Raw genomic sequence first — 14,343 nt, 5'->3', positions numbered from 1 at the left:
GGGCGGGCCGTCGACACCGCAGGCGGCGAGCGAGAGAAGAAGCGTCAGGGCGAGGGTCAGGGTCTTGGTCATGGGGTCACCGAAAGGGTCATGATGCCAACGCGCGCCGTGGCGGCGGGATAAACTTTGATGCCGTCACGGTTGATGCCGACATGTGTGTGCAGCTCCGGATCGGCGGCACAGGCGCCAAGCAGACCGATCAGCAGGAACGGTGCCGCGAATTTCATCCAAGCTGTTCCTTCCAGCGAGCGATCTGCGCGCGCACCTGATCGGGCGCGGTTCCGCCGTAAGACTGGCGCGAGGCGACCGAGTTGTGAACCCCGAGGACGTCGAAGACGCTCTCGGTGATCGCCGGGTTGATCGACTGCATCTGTTCGAGGCTCAGATCGGGTAGATCGCAGCCTTTTTCCTCAGCCATGGCCACCAGCGAGCCGGTGACGTGGTGGGCGTCGCGGAAGGGCAGCCCCGCCTCGCGCACCAGCCAGTCGGCCAGATCGGTCGCGGTCGAGAACCCGCCCGAGGCCGCGGCCTCCAGCTTGTCCGCGTTCACCGTCATGTCGCCGATCATCCCCGACATTGCGGCAAGCGCGAGCATCAGGTTGTCGGCGGCGTCGAAGACCTGCTCCTTGTCTTCCTGCATGTCCTTGGAATAGGCGAGCGGCAGCCCCTTCATCACCGTGAACAGCGCGACCGAGGCCCCGAGGATGCGCCCGATCTTGGCGCGGATCAGCTCTGCCGCGTCGGGGTTGCGCTTCTGCGGCATGATCGAAGAGCCCGTCGACCACTTGTCCGACATCGCGACGAAGCGGAACTGCGCCGAGGACCAGATCACCAGCTCTTCGGCGAGGCGCGACATGTGCACCGCGCAGATCGAAGACGCCGAAAGGAACTCCAGCGCGAAATCGCGATCCGACACCGCATCGAGCGAGTTCGCCATCGGCCGGTCGAAGCCCAGCGCCTCGGCCGTCGCATGGCGGTCGATCGGGAAGCCGGTGCCGGCAAGCGCCGCCGCGCCCAACGGGCATTCGTTCATCCGTTTGCGCGCATCTTCAAAGCGGGATTTGTCGCGCGCGAACATCTCGACATAGGCCATCATGTGATGGCCGAAGGTCACCGGCTGCGCGGTCTGCAGATGGGTGAAGCCGGGCATGACCCAATCGGCGCCGTCCTCGGCGCGTGTCAGCGCAGCGCGGATCAACGTGTCGAGCCCCGTGATCGCGGCATCGCACTGCTCGCGCACCCAAAGGCGGAAATCGGTCGCAACCTGATCGTTGCGCGACCGCGCCGTGTGCAGCCGCCCCGCCGGTTCGCCGATGACCTCCTTCAGCCGCGCCTCGACATTCATGTGGATGTCCTCGAGCGCGGTCGAGAAGGGAAAACCGCCCGCTTCGATTTCTGACAAAACCGTGAGCAAACCTTCTCCGATCGCCTCGGCGTCCTTATCACTAATGATGCCTTGCGCGGCGAGCATCGCGGCGTGGGCCCGGCTGCCGCGGATATCCTGCGCGTAGAGCCGCTGATCATACCCGATCGAGGCGTTGATCGCCTCCATGATCGCGTCAGGTCCCGCGGCGAAACGCCCGCCCCACATCGCGTTGGAGGACTTGTTCTCGTCGGTCTGATCGGTCATGGTCTGAGGCCCTTGCTAGGAGGCTATATGTTACGGTTTCTCGTCCTTTATACGGCGCTGGCGCTGGGTGCAAATGTTGCGCAGGCCGCGGATCTAGATGCGGTGAAATCGGGGCAGATGGAATCCCTCGTCACCTATGACGAACCGCTGCCGCTGCCGCCCTTTACGGTGACCGACGAAAGCGGCGACGAGCATTCGATGAAAGACTTCGAAGGCAAGGTGGTGCTGATCAATTTCTGGGCGACGTGGTGCCCGCCCTGCCGCGAGGAAATGCCCTCGCTGAATGCGCTGCAAAAAGAGTTCGGCGAGAATGGGTTTCAGGTGATGACGATTGCCACGGGCGGCTCGAACTCACCCGAGAAAGTGGCCGCCTTCTTCGACAAGGAGGGCATCGACGCCCTGCCCCGCTTCCACGACGACGCGAATTTCGCCGCCCGCGCGATGGGCGTTCTTGGGCTTCCGGTCTCGGTGCTGGTCGACAAGAACGGCCATGAGGTCGGCCGGATGATCGGCGGCGCCGAATGGGATTCGCCCGAGGCGAAGAAGGTCATTGAGGCACTGATCGACGAGAAGTAAGGCAGGGTGGTGTGGCGGCGGCAGGCGCTTTGTCGCCGGACCGGTCTTCCGTTGCGGCCCGATTTTCGATCGCATCCCGCGCAACCCGGTCTGCGTGTCGCAACATTCTGCAGAGCCCGGCGTCTGGGCCGCATCTGAACTGCCAGCCACGCCTCTGCCCGCGCATGCCATGTTCTTCGCAGTTCTACGCAGAATGTTTCCCTTGGCGCTTGGGCCTGCCGAGACTCACGCCGCGCTTCTCCCCGCGCGTAGATAGCGCCCCAACCAATGCTCGATCTCTTCCGACAGGGCCAGGATGGCCTCCAGCCGCCCTTTGATATCGTCATGGAAACTGTCGAGCTGGTCGATCGTAGCCGCGAGCCCGCCATTCGCATCCCGCATGCGCCCGCACTCGACGCGCCCAAGGACGCGGATCGTGTCGAGCCCGAGCAGTTGGCGACGAATGTCTCGGCTCTGGTTCATCATATCGTCGGCGAGTTCGGCCGCTTGACGCATCGCGGCATTTGCATCGGCAGTGCCTTTGGTGACGAGCGACTGCAGCAATGCGCGTTCTTCCTCTCGGGGCTGATCATTCTGCGCCTCTTCGCCCATAAAATTGGTACTCATTTCGTTGAGGACACGCGCGCAGCCCAGTTGGAACACGGCGCGCGCGACCTGAAAGGCCATTTGACCACAAAGATTGCCGCGACCGGCAACGAATTTGCGCAGCCGCTCCGAGATGACAGCAGACGAGGCTTTGTAGTTTTCCGAGATCGCAGACACCGGCCCCCCGGACGGCTCGAGCCGCGAGGCGACGATCCGCATGTTGTTCGGCACGGATTGCAGCGCTTCGAAACTGCGTAGAAGTCCGAATTGCTCCTTTGTGAGCCGCCCCATCGCGGTGTTCAATTCGGCCAGCATCCGCGTATTCTCGTCGGCATTTCGATTGAGGCGACGATCCCGTTCGGTAAGCTCGAGCGCCAGCGCATAGGCCATGAAGGCGGTGTAGCTGGAATAGCCGCCACGCTCCGCGAAATCACGCAGCAGCGTCGCGCTCTCCTCCGGGTCGAGCGACTCCGCCCGCTCGCGCGCAGAGAGATCACGGTAGAGCTGGTGGATTTCATCGGACAGCTCGCTCGTCGGTTTCAGCCGGACCGAGAGGTAGCCCCCTTCGATCGGCATGACGACCGCGAAGACCCAATACCACCCGCCGCCTTTCGCCTTGTTCTTCACATAGGCGCCCATGGGATAGCCTTTTTTCAGCGCATCCCAAAGCACCCTGAACACCGCTCGCGGCGTATCGGGATGACGCACGATCTTATGCGGCGCCCCGATCATCTCGGACCACTCGAACCCCGCGGTGCGCCGAAAAATCTCGTTGCCCGATTGGATCACCCCGCGCGTATCGGTGCGCGAGTAGAACAATTCTTCCAGCGCGAAAGGCACCTCGTTGGTACCGCGCAGTGCCGGCTGCCCCATTTTCGTCATCGCCCATTCTGTTCCATTGAGGTCCACCCTAGGCACCTGCCGGTTACCATCGACTTAACGCCGGATGCGAATTTCCCGTTAACCACGAGTCCGGCCTATTTCCCGGTCTTTACCCCTTCTTAGGCGCTTGCGCGGATGCTTGGCTCGAAGGCGAAGGAGGGGCAGATGAAGAATCGAGACGCGAGGGCCATGCCGGTGCATCGTGACGAAGATAGCCCGCTGAGCTTTGCGGCTGCCGAGCAAAGCCGGCAGGCCTTGGCCATGGTGCGCGCGGCGATCGGCCGGCAAGACGTCATGCTGGCCTATCAGCCCGTGATCCAGACCTGTCGCCCCGACCGACCCGCGTTTTACGAGGGCCTGATCCGGGTTCTCGACGATCGCGGGCGCATCATCCCCGCGAAGGAGTTCATCAACGCGATCGAACGTACGGAGGTCGGGCGGAAACTCGATTGCCTCTCGCTCGAACTGGGTCTGAAAGCGCTTCTTGGGCAGCCGGATCTGCGCCTGGCGATCAATATGTCGGCGCGCTCGATCGGCTACGCGTCCTGGACCAAGGTTCTCAATCGGGGCCTTGCGGTCGATGAAACCGTCGGCGAGCGACTCATATTGGAGATTACCGAAAGCTCGGCGATGGAAATTCCCGAGCTCGTCAGCGTCTTCATGGAGGATTTGCAGGCCCGCGGCGTCAGTTTCGCGCTCGACGATTTCGGGGCGGGTTACACGTCTTTCCGCTATCTGCGAGATTTCTACTTCGACATCATCAAGGTCGATGGGCAGTTCATCCGCGGCATCTCGCACGATCCGGACAATCAGGCGCTGACGAAATCGCTGCTCGACGTGGCGCGCCATTTCGAGATGTTCACGATCGCCGAAGCGGTCGAGTCGCTGGAGGATGCCGAATATGTGGCAAGCCTCGGCGTCGATTGCATGCAGGGCTATTACTTCGGCGCGCCGACGATCCACCCCCCGTGGAGCCAGTCTCACGAACCGCAACGGAGACGTGCATGACCCCAGCCAGAGCGCAATAAAGTTGCGTTAACAATTTCCAGAGCGACGGGATTAAGCTTGACCTCTCGTTCCCTTCCGCCATGCTGCGCAGCAGCAGAACGGACGCGCTGTCGCGCCCGCTTAAGTGATGAGGAGGATCCCATGACCAATGTCGTCATCGTCTCGGCCGCGCGCACGCCCGTCGGCTCGTTTTTGGGCGCGTTTGCCAATACGCCCGCACATGACCTCGGCGCCGCCGTGATCGAGGCCGTCGTCGCCCGCGCCGGGATCGAGAAGTCCGATGTGTCCGAAACGATCCTCGGTCAGGTGCTGACCGCGGGCCAGGGCCAGAACCCCGCCCGCCAAGCCCATATCAACGCGGGCCTGCCGATCGAAAGCGCCGCCTGGTCGATCAACCAGGTCTGCGGTTCGGGCCTGCGCACGGTCGCGCTCGGCGCCCAGCACATCATGTGCGGCGATGCCGATATCGTCGTCGCGGGCGGTCAGGAAAGCATGTCGCTCAGCCCCCATGTCGCGCATCTGCGCGCGGGTCAGAAGATGGGCGACATGAAGATGATCGACTCGATGATCAAGGACGGTCTGTGGGACGCGTTCAACGGCTATCACATGGGCCAGACCGCCGAGAATGTCGCCACCCAGTGGCAGATTTCGCGCGAGATGCAGGACGAATTCGCGCTGGCTTCGCAGAACAAGGCCGAGGCCGCGCAGAAGGCCGGCAAGTTTGCCGACGAGATCGCCGCCTTCACCGTGAAGACGCGCAAGGGCGACACGGTCGTGGATCAGGACGAATATATCCGCCACGGCGCGACGATCGAGAACATGCAGAAGCTGCGCCCGGCCTTCGCCAAGGACGGCTCGGTGACCGCGGGCAACGCGAGCGGCATCAATGACGGTGCGGCCGCGGTGCTGCTGATGTCGGAGGAAGAGGCCGAGAAGCGCGGGCTCACGCCGCTGGCTCGCATCGCCTCCTATGCGACCGCCGGGCTCGACCCGTCGATCATGGGCTGCGGCCCGATCCCGTCCTCGCGCAAGGCGCTTGAGAAGGCGGGCTGGAAAGCCTCCGATCTCGACCTGATCGAAGCCAACGAAGCCTTCGCAGCGCAGGCCTGCGCGGTGAACAAGGACATGGGTTGGGACGTCAGCAAGGTGAACGTCAATGGCGGCGCCATCGCCATCGGCCACCCGATCGGCGCCAGCGGCGCGCGAATCCTCAACACCCTGCTCTTCGAGATGAAGCGTCAGGGCGCGAAAAAAGGCCTCGCCACGCTCTGCATCGGTGGCGGTATGGGCGTCGCAATGTGCATTGAAGGCCTCTAACGGCAAAAAAATGCTGCATCTGCAAAAAGAGCGCGCAACTTTGTTGCGCGCTCTTGTCATTTTCGGTAACAGCATTTCAAGGGCATTCCATTTGGAGGAGGAATCATGGCGAGAGTTGCATTGGTCACCGGCGGATCGCGCGGCATTGGCGCGGCGATCTCGAAGGCGCTGCAGGCGGCGGGCTACACGGTCGTCGCGAACTATGCCGGCAATGACGAGGCTGCGGCCAAGTTCACCGAGGAGACGGGAATCAAGACCTACAAATGGTCGGTCGCCGATTACGACGCCTGCGCGGCGGGGATCGAGCAGATCGAATCCGAGGTCGGCCCGATCGACGTTCTGGTGAACAACGCGGGCATTACCCGCGACGCGCCCTTCCACAAGATGACCCGCGAGCAGTGGAACCAGGTGATCGACACCAATCTCAGCGGCATCTTCAACATGACCCACCCGCTCTGGACGAAGATGCGCGAGCGCAAATTCGGCCGGGTCGTGAACATCTCCTCGATCAACGGCCAGAAAGGTCAGTTCGCTCAGGCGAATTACTCGGCGGCGAAGGCGGGCGATCTGGGCTTCACCAAGGCGCTGGCGCAGGAAGGCGCACGCGCAGGCATCACGGTGAACGCGATCTGCCCCGGCTATATCGCGACCGAGATGGTCATGGCGGTGCCGGAGAAGGTGCGCGAGTCGATCATCGGCCAGATCCCGGTCGGTCGTCTGGGCGAGCCCGAAGAAATCGCGCGCTGCGTGGTGTTCCTCGCCTCCGACGATGCGGGCTTCATCACCGGCTCGACGATCACCGCGAATGGCGGCCAGTACTTCATCTGATTTCGCCTCTTGGCATTCTCGACGGAGGCCCGCATTTTGCGGGCCTCTTTGTTTTGGCGGGGACAGCATGACACGCGGCAAGGCCACTTCGATCGGGTTCACGGCGGTATTGCTGTGGGCGCTGCTGGCGCTGTTCACCGTGGGATCGGCTCCGGTGCCGCCCCTGATGCTGAACGCGCTGTGTTTCGCGTTGGGCGGCGCGGTGGGCGTGATCTGGCTGGTAGCGACCGGTGCGCTGGGGCAGCTGCGGCACGTGTCGTGGAAGGTCTATCTCGCCGGGACCGCGGGGCTGTTCGGCTATCATTTCCTCTATTTCTCGGCGCTGCGCCTCGCGCCCCCGGCCGAGGCCGGGCTGATCGCCTATCTCTGGCCCCTGCTGATCGTGCTGTTTTCCGGGTTGTTGCCCGGCGAGCGGCTGACGCTTTGGCATATCGCGGGGGCGGTGCTTGCTTTCGGGGGCGCGGCGCTGATCCTCGGGGGCGGGATTTCCGCCGATCCGGCGGCGCTGCCCGGCTATGGGCTGGCGCTGATCTGCGCGCTGACATGGTCGAGCTATTCGCTGCTGTCGCGGCGCTTCGGCGCGGTGCCGACGGCGGCGGTCGCGGTCTATTGCCTCGCGAGCGCGGCCCTGTCGGCCGTCGCCCATCTGGCGCTGGAGCCGACGATCTGGCCGCAGGGCGCGATCGGCTGGGCCTCGGTGATCGGCTTGGGGTTGGGGCCGGTCGGGCTTGCCTTCTATACATGGGATCTTGGCGTGAAGCGCGGCGATATTCAGCTTCTGGGGACCGCCTCTTACGCCGCACCGCTGGTCTCGACTCTGGTGTTGGTCGCAGTCGGGATTGCGGACGCGCGGCCTACCCTGCTGATAGCGGCGGCTATGATCGCCGGGGGCGCCGGGCTGGCGGCGCTGGGCGGTCGGCGTCGCCGCGCCGCGCCCCCGCCGCCGGATATGACCGGGCAGGAGATACCGCGGAAGGGTTCGGCCTGAGTCGCCGCGCGCTAACAGGCCCCTTTCAAACGACACGGGCCGCCCCGAAGGACGGCCCGATTAAACTCGTGGGAGGGCCCTCAGGCCGTTTCGAGGCGGCGGATTTCCTCTTTCAGCCTAAGTTTTTGCCTTTTCATCTGAGCGATTTCGAGATCGTCGATGCCGGGTCTGCGCGATGCGCGCTCGACCTCCATCGACAGAGCCTCATGTTTTTTGCGAAGTTCGGTGATATGCGAACCAAGCGACATGGCAGTCTCCTCTCCAGTTGTCAGCCCGTCGATTGCAGCACAGGTTTTGAGTCGTGTCACGGAAATGTCGTATAGCGACGGGTTATCCCCAGCATTTTCGCGAAATCTTGCGAAAGCGTTAACGCGGAATCGGCAATTTTTGACCTTCGCGCAGGATTTCGCGCGCAATTTCCGTCAAATCCTCTGCATCGCGTGAGTGCATCGGCGCCGAGTGCAAGATCAGCGGCGCAAGAAGCTGCAGCGGGGTCCGTGCACCTTTGCGCGCTGTGACGATCACCCGGCGCGCTGCGCGGCCGACTCGGGGCGCAATCGGCAGAACGGTGATCGCGCCGGTCCGCCCGTGCAGCCCCGCCAATAGGTCCGCCAGACGGTCAGCCTGCTGGATCAGCGTGATCCGCCCCTCGGGCTTGAGCCGCCGCAGCCCCGCGTCGAGCCATGCGCTGATCGGCGTCGCCTCGCGCTGCGCACGCTCACGGCCGGGATCGGCGGCGGGCGTGCCATCCTCGGGCCCGAAATAGGGCGGGTTGGCGATGACATGATCGAAACTGCGCGCCCGCAGATCGGCGGGCATCTTCGCCAGATCGCCCTCGATCACCTCGAGCGCGATCCCGTTCTCCGCCGCGTTGCGTCGGGCGAGATCGGCATAGGCGGGCTGCAGTTCCAGCCCGCTTTGCGCAAGCCCCGACACCCGCCAGCCAAGACACAGGCTCGCCACCCCTGCCCCGCAGCCGAGCTCCAGAACCGACTGGCCCGCCTGCGCCGGACAGGCCGCTGCCAGCAGGACCGGGTCCATCGCCGCGCGGTAGCCCGCGCGCGGCTGGGCGATGCGCAACCGCCCGCCGAGAAAGCCATCGACTGTCAGTTCATCGGGCCCGAACCGATCCATGGGCATCAATCCGATTTGATCTCGTTATCGCGCAGAACCGCCTGCGCCATGAACATGTCGCTGTCGCGCACCATCAGGCGGCGCGGAAGGATTCCGAGCGAGCCTTCCAGCACGCTCGTATGGACGTCGAGTTGAAACGTGCTTATACCCTCGCCCTCGAGAAGGGCGGTCGCCATGGCCAGTTTCACCGGGTCCGTGCTGCGCAGTAGCTCTTTCATATCCCTCACTTACGGCCCCTTGCGAGGGCTGTCGAGATGAGGCAGATCGAAGGGATGAACATGAGCCTCGACGACAAGCCCGACAACACGGCGAAACCGCATGACCGGCTCGCGGAAGCCTTGGCAAGCGACATGGCGGCGGTGGATGCGCTGATCGCCGAGCGCATGGCCTCGGAGAACGCGCCGCGCATCCCCGAAGTGACCGCCCATCTGGTCGGCGCGGGCGGCAAACGGCTGCGGCCGATGCTGACCGTCGCGGCGGCGCGGCTGTGCGGCTACGAGGGCAATCTGCATCACAACCTCGCGGCGGCGGTCGAGTTCATCCATACCGCGACGCTGCTGCATGACGATGTGGTCGACGAGAGCAAGCAGCGCCGGGGCCGCCCGACCGCGAACCTGCTCTGGGACAACAAGTCGAGCGTGCTCGTTGGCGATTACCTCTTCGCGCGGTCGTTCCAGTTGATGACCGACACCGACAACCTGCGGGTTCTGTCGATCCTGTCGAACGCCTCCGCCGTCATCACCGAGGGCGAGGTTCTGCAGCTCTCGGCCGCGGAAGACCTGAACACGACCGAGGACACCTATTACAAGGTGGTGCGCGGCAAGACCGCGGCGCTGTTCTCGGCGGCGACCGAGGCGGGCGCGGTTCTGGCCGGTGCACCGGAGGATCAGATCGCGGCGCTGCACGATTACGGCGAAAGCCTCGGGATCGCGTTCCAGGTGGTCGACGATTTGCTGGATTATCTCAGTGACGCCGAGACGATGGGCAAGAACGTGGGCGACGATTTCCGCGAGCGCAAACTGACCCTGCCGCTGATCAAGGCGCTGGCGAAAGCCGACGCGGACGCCCGCGCCTTCTGGACCCGCACCATCGACAAGGGCGACCAGCGCGACGGCGATCTGGAGCATGCGCTGGAATTGCTGCACGCGACCGGCGCGCTGGAGGAGACCCGCGCGGCTGCCCTCGAATGGGCCGATCGCGGGCGCGAGCGGCTCAAGGTGCTGCCCGAGAGCGATCTGCGGCAGATGCTGGACGATCTGGCGGATTACGTGGTCGCGCGGCTGCGCTGAGGGGGCTCCGCCCCCCGCCCTGCGGGCTCCCCCCGGGATATTTGGGTCAAGAGGAAGAGGCGCGGCTTTGGGGCTGCGCCTTTTGCGTCTGATCGCCGAGCATGCCGGAGGCGCGCCACCAGTCGGGGCGACGTCGGGCCAGCATCGCCTCGGCGGCCTGCGCCCCGTCCAGCGTCTCGAACAGCGCGAAACAGGTGGCGCCCGAGCCCGACATCCGCGCGAGGCGGCAGCCGGGCAGCGTCATAAGCCCGTCCAGAACCTCCCCGATCACCGGGGCGGAGGCGATGGCGGGGGCTTGCAGGTCGTTGCGCTGGGTCGCGAGCCAGTCGATGCAATCGGCCGCGCCAGTGAAGCTCGGAAACGCTTCCGGCATCGGGGGATTGTCCTTCGAATCGAGCCCTTTGAAGATCGCAGGCGTCGACACTTCCACGCGCGGATTGACCAGAAGCGCGGGCAGCGGCGGCAGGGCCACGGGGTCGAGCATCTCGCCGATACCGCGTACGCGCTGGGGGTGCGGCGTCAGGCACATTGGCACGTCTGCCCCGAGTTGCGCGGTCTCTGCCGGAAGCGGCTGGCCCCAAAGCGCAGCCAGCCCGCGCAGCGCAGCCGCCGCGTCGGACGATCCACCGCCAATCCCCGAAGCGGGCGGCAGATATTTGTCGAGATGGATCTCGGCTCCCTGCCCTGCCGGGCGCGACAGGAGGGACGCGGCCTTCAGCACGAGGTTCGACGGGTCGGCAGGCACGCCTGCGGCCTCGGGTCCTGCCACGCTGAGCGAGAGCGCGTCGCTGTCGCGCAGCACCAGCCGATCTCCCATCGGCCCGAAGGCCACGAGGCTTTCGAGCAAGTGATAGCCATCGGCCCGCTGGCCGATGACATGGAGCGTCAGGTTGATCTTCGCCGGCGCGAAGGCGTCAATTGTTCGCATCGCTCGCGGGAGTTTCGGGGGCAGCCTTAGCAGTATCCTTGCTCGGGCCCTTATCCTCGAGCGGCGGCAGACCCTGCTCCTTGCGCAGCTGGTCCAGACCCACCTCGATCTTGCGGCGGATCGCGTCGGGATCAAGCTCCTCGGTGGTCTCCGCATCGTCGGTCGCGAAGGACAACGCGCGGCGCCACTGGAATTTCGCCTCGCGCTGACGGCCCACGGCCCAGAGCACATCGCCCAGGTGGTCGTTGAGCAGCGGATCGCGCGGCTCGAGCTCCACGGCGCGCTCCATCTTCTCGGCCGCCTCCTGATAATGGCCAAGCTTGAACAGCGCCCAGCCGAGGCTGTCGATGATGAAGCCGGCATCGGGACGCTCGGCGGCGGCCTTGCGGATCATGTCGAGCGCCTCGTCGAGATTTTCGCCCTTGTCCACGTAAGAATAGCCCAGATAGTTGAGCACCGAGGGCTGATCGGGCGAGAGGCGCAGCGCCTCGCGGAAGCCCTTCTCGGCCTCGTCCCAATTGCCCGAGCGTTCCTGCGCGATGGCGCGCGAATACCAGACGAACCAATCCTTCGGCTCGGGCTGGCCGAGCAGGTCGATCGCCTTGTCATAGGCTTTTGCAGCCTCGGCAAAGCGGCTCTCGCGGCGCAGCGTGTCGCCCAGAGCGGTCCAGACGCCCACGAGCTTGGGACGGCTGCGCGACAGGTTCTCGAGCACTTCGATCGCCGCATCGTTGCGGCCCGCGCGCACCATCGATTCCGCGCGCCCGATCTCGGCGGCGTGGTAGATCGGGCTGTCGGGCTTGATGTCGGCATAGGCTTCGATGGCAAGGTCGTATTGGCCCTGCTGGTCGAGCATCGACGCGGTCAGCAGCGTCGCATCATCCATGTCGGGGCGGATCATGTTCGCCAGCCGCGAATGCACCAGCGTGAACGTGTCGGGCGCATCCCCGATCAGCGCCTGCGCGACCGAATAATAGACCTCCGCCACCCCGTCGGACGCGTTGCGCACGACGTCGAAGGGCAGCGTGTCGCCCGCCTCCAGCTTGGTGCGAATGTCCTTCAGCTGCGGGTCGAGATCCTTGCCGAAGCGATCCTCGATAAGCTTCAGCGCCTCTTTGTTCTTCTCGAGCTGCGAGAGCACTTCGACATGGGCCAGCACACCGCGCCGGGTCGAGGTGATCTTTTCGCCATGCTCACCGCTCAGGATCGCATCGGCACCTTCGTAATCGCCGACCAGCGCCAGCGCGAGCGCCTTGTGGAAGCCCGCGAAGGCCGCAAGGCCCTGCTGCTTGCCGACTTCGTCGAAGGCTGCGGAAGCGTCGGACATCTTGCCGTCGCCCGCCAACGCCCAGGCCTTGGTAAGACCGCCCACGAGCGGCCCGGGATCGGCACCGCTGTCGAGAAGCGCGAGCGCCCCGGTCCAGTTCTTGTCATGCGCATCGGCCGCCAGCGCGGTGAGCGCCGCGATCTGGCTGCCGGTTCCGGCCTCGACCATCTGCTGCGCAAGCGGCGTGGCGCGTTCGAAATCGGCGATCGCAATCTCGGAGACGAGCGTCGCTTCCGCGGTCGCGCCGCTGGTATCGCCGCTGGTCATCAATTGGCGGTAGTAATGCGCGGCCTCGGCGAAATCGAATTGCTGCGACGCGATGCGCGCGGCGAGATAAGCCCCCGCCTCTGCCGGGCTCGGGTCATTCGCGGTGTCGCCAGCATCGCCTTTGGCCTCGGCGTCATCGGCAGCCTGCGCCGCATCTTCGGCGCTGCCAGCCTTCGGCGCATCCTGAGCCAGCAGCGGCATCGGCGCGGTGGAGCCCATCAAGAGGGCGAAGAGCGCAAGGCGCAGCGGGGTCTTCAAACTCGACACGAAACGGTCCTCTCATTCGGGTTGAAATCGAGCGTAACGGCGCGCTGCGGGCATTACAATGAGCCGAACCACCGCACGCGGGAGGCCGCCTGCGCAGACACGGCGTTGTGATGAGGGAATTGACGTAAAGTCGTCGCGCGCGGATACTCAACCACAGCTTCAGGCGAGACGACGAGAATTCGCCAGGCTCGAAGGCTACGCATAACGAGTATTTGCAGATTGCACATCTTTAAGGTTAGCAGTCTGCCTGTAAATTCTTCTTCGAGTTGAAAGACGATCACCTTGTGACTGATACCCAAGTCAAGTTCATCAACGCCAAATCTCCCGATATGACTCGAGTGACCACGCTGCTCGATCTCTGCAGTGGCGAAAACAGCTGGGCAAATCGCGGCCCTCTGTATCGAAAGCTCGTAGAATCATTCGCTGCGCATTTCAGCTTCGGACCGCAAACATCCGTCACGCCCTGCGCGAACGCCGGAATTGCATTGGAGGCGATGGCGAAGCTTCTGGCGCTGCGCGAGGGGCGCGCGCTGCGATGGGTCGGCTCCGCGTTCAGCTTTCAGAACCTGGGACGCGGCCACTTCGCCGATATGCACTTTGTCGATTGCGACGATCAGGGGCTTCTCGACCTGGATCAGTTGAAGGCGCTTCCCGAAGACAGTTTCGACGGGCTCGTCGTCGTGAATCCGTTCGGCCTTCATCGGGACTTCTCCGCCTATATCGAATACGCCAAGGCCACCGGGAAACTCCTGCTTCTGGATAACGCGGCGGGGATCAGCCGCGATTTGCCCGACTGGCCGTGGCAGGCGCTCAGCCTGCACCACACCAAGCCTTATGGCATGGGCGAAGGTGGTCTTGCGATTACACCCTCAGAGCTGTCCGAAGAGTTCTACAGCCTGATCAATTACGGGGCGGTTCCAGCGGAACCGTCTTGCTGGGTGAACAACGGCAAGATTTCCGACATTTCGTGCGCCTTTCTGATCGACCGCCTCGAGCGGGTCGACACTTGGGAGAAAGAGTATTTCGAGCAGGCCGAGCGCGTCCATGACATCGCGCGCCAGCTTGGCCTGCGCCCTTTGACGCCATTCAACATCGGCGCGCCCGCCATGAGCTGGGGTTATCTTGCAGCGATGGAAATCCCTTTGGAAACGATCTTGGACAGCAAACAGCTGACCTTCGGAAAATATTACAAACCGCTGGCTGACCTGCCGAAGACGACGGAGCTGTATCGCAATCTCGTCAACATCCCGACGCATCCCGATGTCGCCCTGCTGAGCGACCGGGATTTGCGGGAGGCGATCGAGCGCCTGCTCTGAA

15 protein-coding genes are annotated in these 14,343 nt (G+C 64.3%); 7 read left to right on the top strand and 8 right to left on the bottom strand.

Annotation, left to right across the window (positions count from 1 at the left end):
• Positions 1 to 68 precede the first annotated feature (68 nt).
• Positions 69 to 227, bottom strand: coding sequence for a hypothetical protein (locus ACZ7GB_RS06120; RefSeq protein ID WP_165756994.1), 159 nt, complete (start codon positions 225 to 227; stop codon positions 69 to 71).
• Positions 224 to 1,630 carry an argininosuccinate lyase gene (argH, locus tag ACZ7GB_RS06115; protein ID WP_472157983.1) on the bottom strand — a complete coding sequence of 469 codons (1,407 nt, stop codon included), beginning with the start codon at positions 1,628 to 1,630 and terminating at the stop codon, positions 224 to 226. Before argH ends, ACZ7GB_RS06120 begins: the two co-directional genes overlap by 4 nt.
• Before the next feature lie 27 nt (positions 1,631 to 1,657).
• Here argH and ACZ7GB_RS06110 point away from each other — a divergent pair, with 27 nt between their 5' ends.
• Positions 1,658 to 2,206, top strand: a complete 549-nt coding sequence (locus ACZ7GB_RS06110) for a TlpA family protein disulfide reductase (protein WP_078569831.1) — start codon at positions 1,658 to 1,660, stop codon at positions 2,204 to 2,206.
• Between the two features lie 225 nt (positions 2,207 to 2,431).
• On the opposite strand, the gene ACZ7GB_RS06105 is transcribed toward ACZ7GB_RS06110, so the two are convergent.
• Entirely contained in the window at positions 2,432 to 3,664 is a 1,233-nt protein-coding gene (locus ACZ7GB_RS06105) for a PAS domain-containing protein (protein ID WP_246831961.1), read from the bottom strand.
• A 174-nt stretch (positions 3,665 to 3,838) separates the two neighbouring features.
• On the opposite strand from ACZ7GB_RS06105, the gene ACZ7GB_RS06100 reads away from it, so the two are divergent.
• The 4 genes from ACZ7GB_RS06100 (at position 3,839) to yddG (ending at position 7,814) form a co-directional block, all read left to right on the top strand.
• Positions 3,839 to 4,681, top strand: coding sequence for an EAL domain-containing protein (locus tag ACZ7GB_RS06100; protein WP_472157982.1), 843 nt, complete (start codon positions 3,839 to 3,841; stop codon positions 4,679 to 4,681).
• A gap of 141 nt (positions 4,682 to 4,822) precedes the next feature.
• On the top strand, positions 4,823 to 5,998 hold the full coding sequence (locus ACZ7GB_RS06095; protein WP_078522528.1) for an acetyl-CoA C-acetyltransferase: 1,176 nt from the start codon (positions 4,823 to 4,825) through the stop codon (positions 5,996 to 5,998).
• 105 nt (positions 5,999 to 6,103) lie between these two features.
• On the top strand, positions 6,104 to 6,826 hold the full coding sequence (gene phbB / locus ACZ7GB_RS06090; protein ID WP_078569828.1) for a beta-ketoacyl-ACP reductase: 723 nt from the start codon (positions 6,104 to 6,106) through the stop codon (positions 6,824 to 6,826).
• Between the two features lie 67 nt (positions 6,827 to 6,893).
• Complete coding sequence (gene yddG, locus ACZ7GB_RS06085; protein ID WP_472157981.1) at positions 6,894 to 7,814, top strand: aromatic amino acid exporter YddG; 921 nt, start codon at positions 6,894 to 6,896, stop codon at positions 7,812 to 7,814.
• An 80-nt stretch (positions 7,815 to 7,894) separates the two neighbouring features.
• Here the strand turns inward: yddG and ACZ7GB_RS06080 are convergent, their stop codons facing one another.
• The 3 genes from ACZ7GB_RS06080 to ACZ7GB_RS06070 form a co-directional block, all read right to left on the bottom strand.
• Positions 7,895 to 8,062 (bottom strand): YdcH family protein, encoded by a 168-nt coding sequence (locus ACZ7GB_RS06080; protein WP_078548964.1) that lies wholly within the window; start codon positions 8,060 to 8,062, stop codon positions 7,895 to 7,897.
• Between the two features lie 118 nt (positions 8,063 to 8,180).
• A complete protein-coding gene (locus tag ACZ7GB_RS06075; RefSeq protein WP_472157980.1) occupies positions 8,181 to 8,948 on the bottom strand; it encodes a tRNA1(Val) (adenine(37)-N6)-methyltransferase in 768 nt (255 codons plus the stop codon).
• 5 nt (positions 8,949 to 8,953) lie between these two features.
• Positions 8,954 to 9,166, bottom strand: coding sequence for a putative signal transducing protein (locus ACZ7GB_RS06070; protein WP_075773958.1), 213 nt, complete (start codon positions 9,164 to 9,166; stop codon positions 8,954 to 8,956).
• 36 nt (positions 9,167 to 9,202) lie between these two features.
• Here ACZ7GB_RS06070 and ACZ7GB_RS06065 point away from each other — a divergent pair, with 36 nt between their 5' ends.
• Entirely contained in the window at positions 9,203 to 10,237 is a 1,035-nt protein-coding gene (locus ACZ7GB_RS06065) for a polyprenyl synthetase family protein (RefSeq protein ID WP_472157979.1), read from the top strand.
• A gap of 46 nt (positions 10,238 to 10,283) precedes the next feature.
• Here the strand turns inward: ACZ7GB_RS06065 and ACZ7GB_RS06060 are convergent, their stop codons facing one another.
• Entirely contained in the window at positions 10,284 to 11,165 is an 882-nt protein-coding gene (locus ACZ7GB_RS06060; RefSeq protein ID WP_472157978.1) for a 4-(cytidine 5'-diphospho)-2-C-methyl-D-erythritol kinase, read from the bottom strand.
• Positions 11,152 to 13,026 (bottom strand): tetratricopeptide repeat protein, encoded by a 1,875-nt coding sequence (locus ACZ7GB_RS06055; RefSeq protein ID WP_472157977.1) that lies wholly within the window; start codon positions 13,024 to 13,026, stop codon positions 11,152 to 11,154. Before ACZ7GB_RS06055 ends, ACZ7GB_RS06060 begins: the two co-directional genes overlap by 14 nt.
• 338 nt (positions 13,027 to 13,364) lie before the next feature.
• Between ACZ7GB_RS06055 and ACZ7GB_RS06050 the strand changes: the two genes are divergently transcribed.
• Entirely contained in the window at positions 13,365 to 14,342 is a 978-nt protein-coding gene (locus ACZ7GB_RS06050; RefSeq protein WP_472157976.1) for a DegT/DnrJ/EryC1/StrS family aminotransferase, read from the top strand.
• Position 14,343: the final 1 nt, after the last annotated feature.

Source organism: Thioclava sp. PTB-PU3-1, assembly GCF_055666785.1.
Note: the sequence above shows the minus strand (reverse complement) of the source record. Positions and strands in the feature narration are given on the sequence as shown.

Excerpts from the sequence above, each read along its gene's own strand:
- ACZ7GB_RS06105 (WP_246831961.1), bottom strand. The coding sequence starts at position 3,664 with ATGGGGCAGCCGGCACTGCGCGGTACCAACGAGGTGCCTTTCGCGCTG.
- phbB (WP_078569828.1), top strand. The coding sequence starts at position 6,104 with ATGGCGAGAGTTGCATTGGTCACCGGCGGATCGCGCGGCATTGGCGCG.
- ACZ7GB_RS06070 (WP_075773958.1), bottom strand. The coding sequence starts at position 9,166 with ATGAAAGAGCTACTGCGCAGCACGGACCCGGTGAAACTGGCCATGGCG.
- ACZ7GB_RS06110 (WP_078569831.1), top strand. The coding sequence starts at position 1,658 with ATGTTACGGTTTCTCGTCCTTTATACGGCGCTGGCGCTGGGTGCAAAT.
- ACZ7GB_RS06065 (WP_472157979.1), top strand. The coding sequence starts at position 9,203 with ATGAGGCAGATCGAAGGGATGAACATGAGCCTCGACGACAAGCCCGAC.
- ACZ7GB_RS06060 (WP_472157978.1), bottom strand. The coding sequence starts at position 11,165 with ATGCGAACAATTGACGCCTTCGCGCCGGCGAAGATCAACCTGACGCTC.
- yddG (WP_472157981.1), top strand. The coding sequence starts at position 6,894 with ATGACACGCGGCAAGGCCACTTCGATCGGGTTCACGGCGGTATTGCTG.
- ACZ7GB_RS06100 (WP_472157982.1), top strand. The coding sequence starts at position 3,839 with ATGAAGAATCGAGACGCGAGGGCCATGCCGGTGCATCGTGACGAAGAT.
- ACZ7GB_RS06075 (WP_472157980.1), bottom strand. The coding sequence starts at position 8,948 with ATGGATCGGTTCGGGCCCGATGAACTGACAGTCGATGGCTTTCTCGGC.
- ACZ7GB_RS06080 (WP_078548964.1), bottom strand. The coding sequence starts at position 8,062 with ATGTCGCTTGGTTCGCATATCACCGAACTTCGCAAAAAACATGAGGCT.
- ACZ7GB_RS06120 (WP_165756994.1), bottom strand. The coding sequence starts at position 227 with ATGAAATTCGCGGCACCGTTCCTGCTGATCGGTCTGCTTGGCGCCTGT.
- argH (WP_472157983.1), bottom strand. The coding sequence starts at position 1,630 with ATGACCGATCAGACCGACGAGAACAAGTCCTCCAACGCGATGTGGGGC.
- ACZ7GB_RS06095 (WP_078522528.1), top strand. The coding sequence starts at position 4,823 with ATGACCAATGTCGTCATCGTCTCGGCCGCGCGCACGCCCGTCGGCTCG.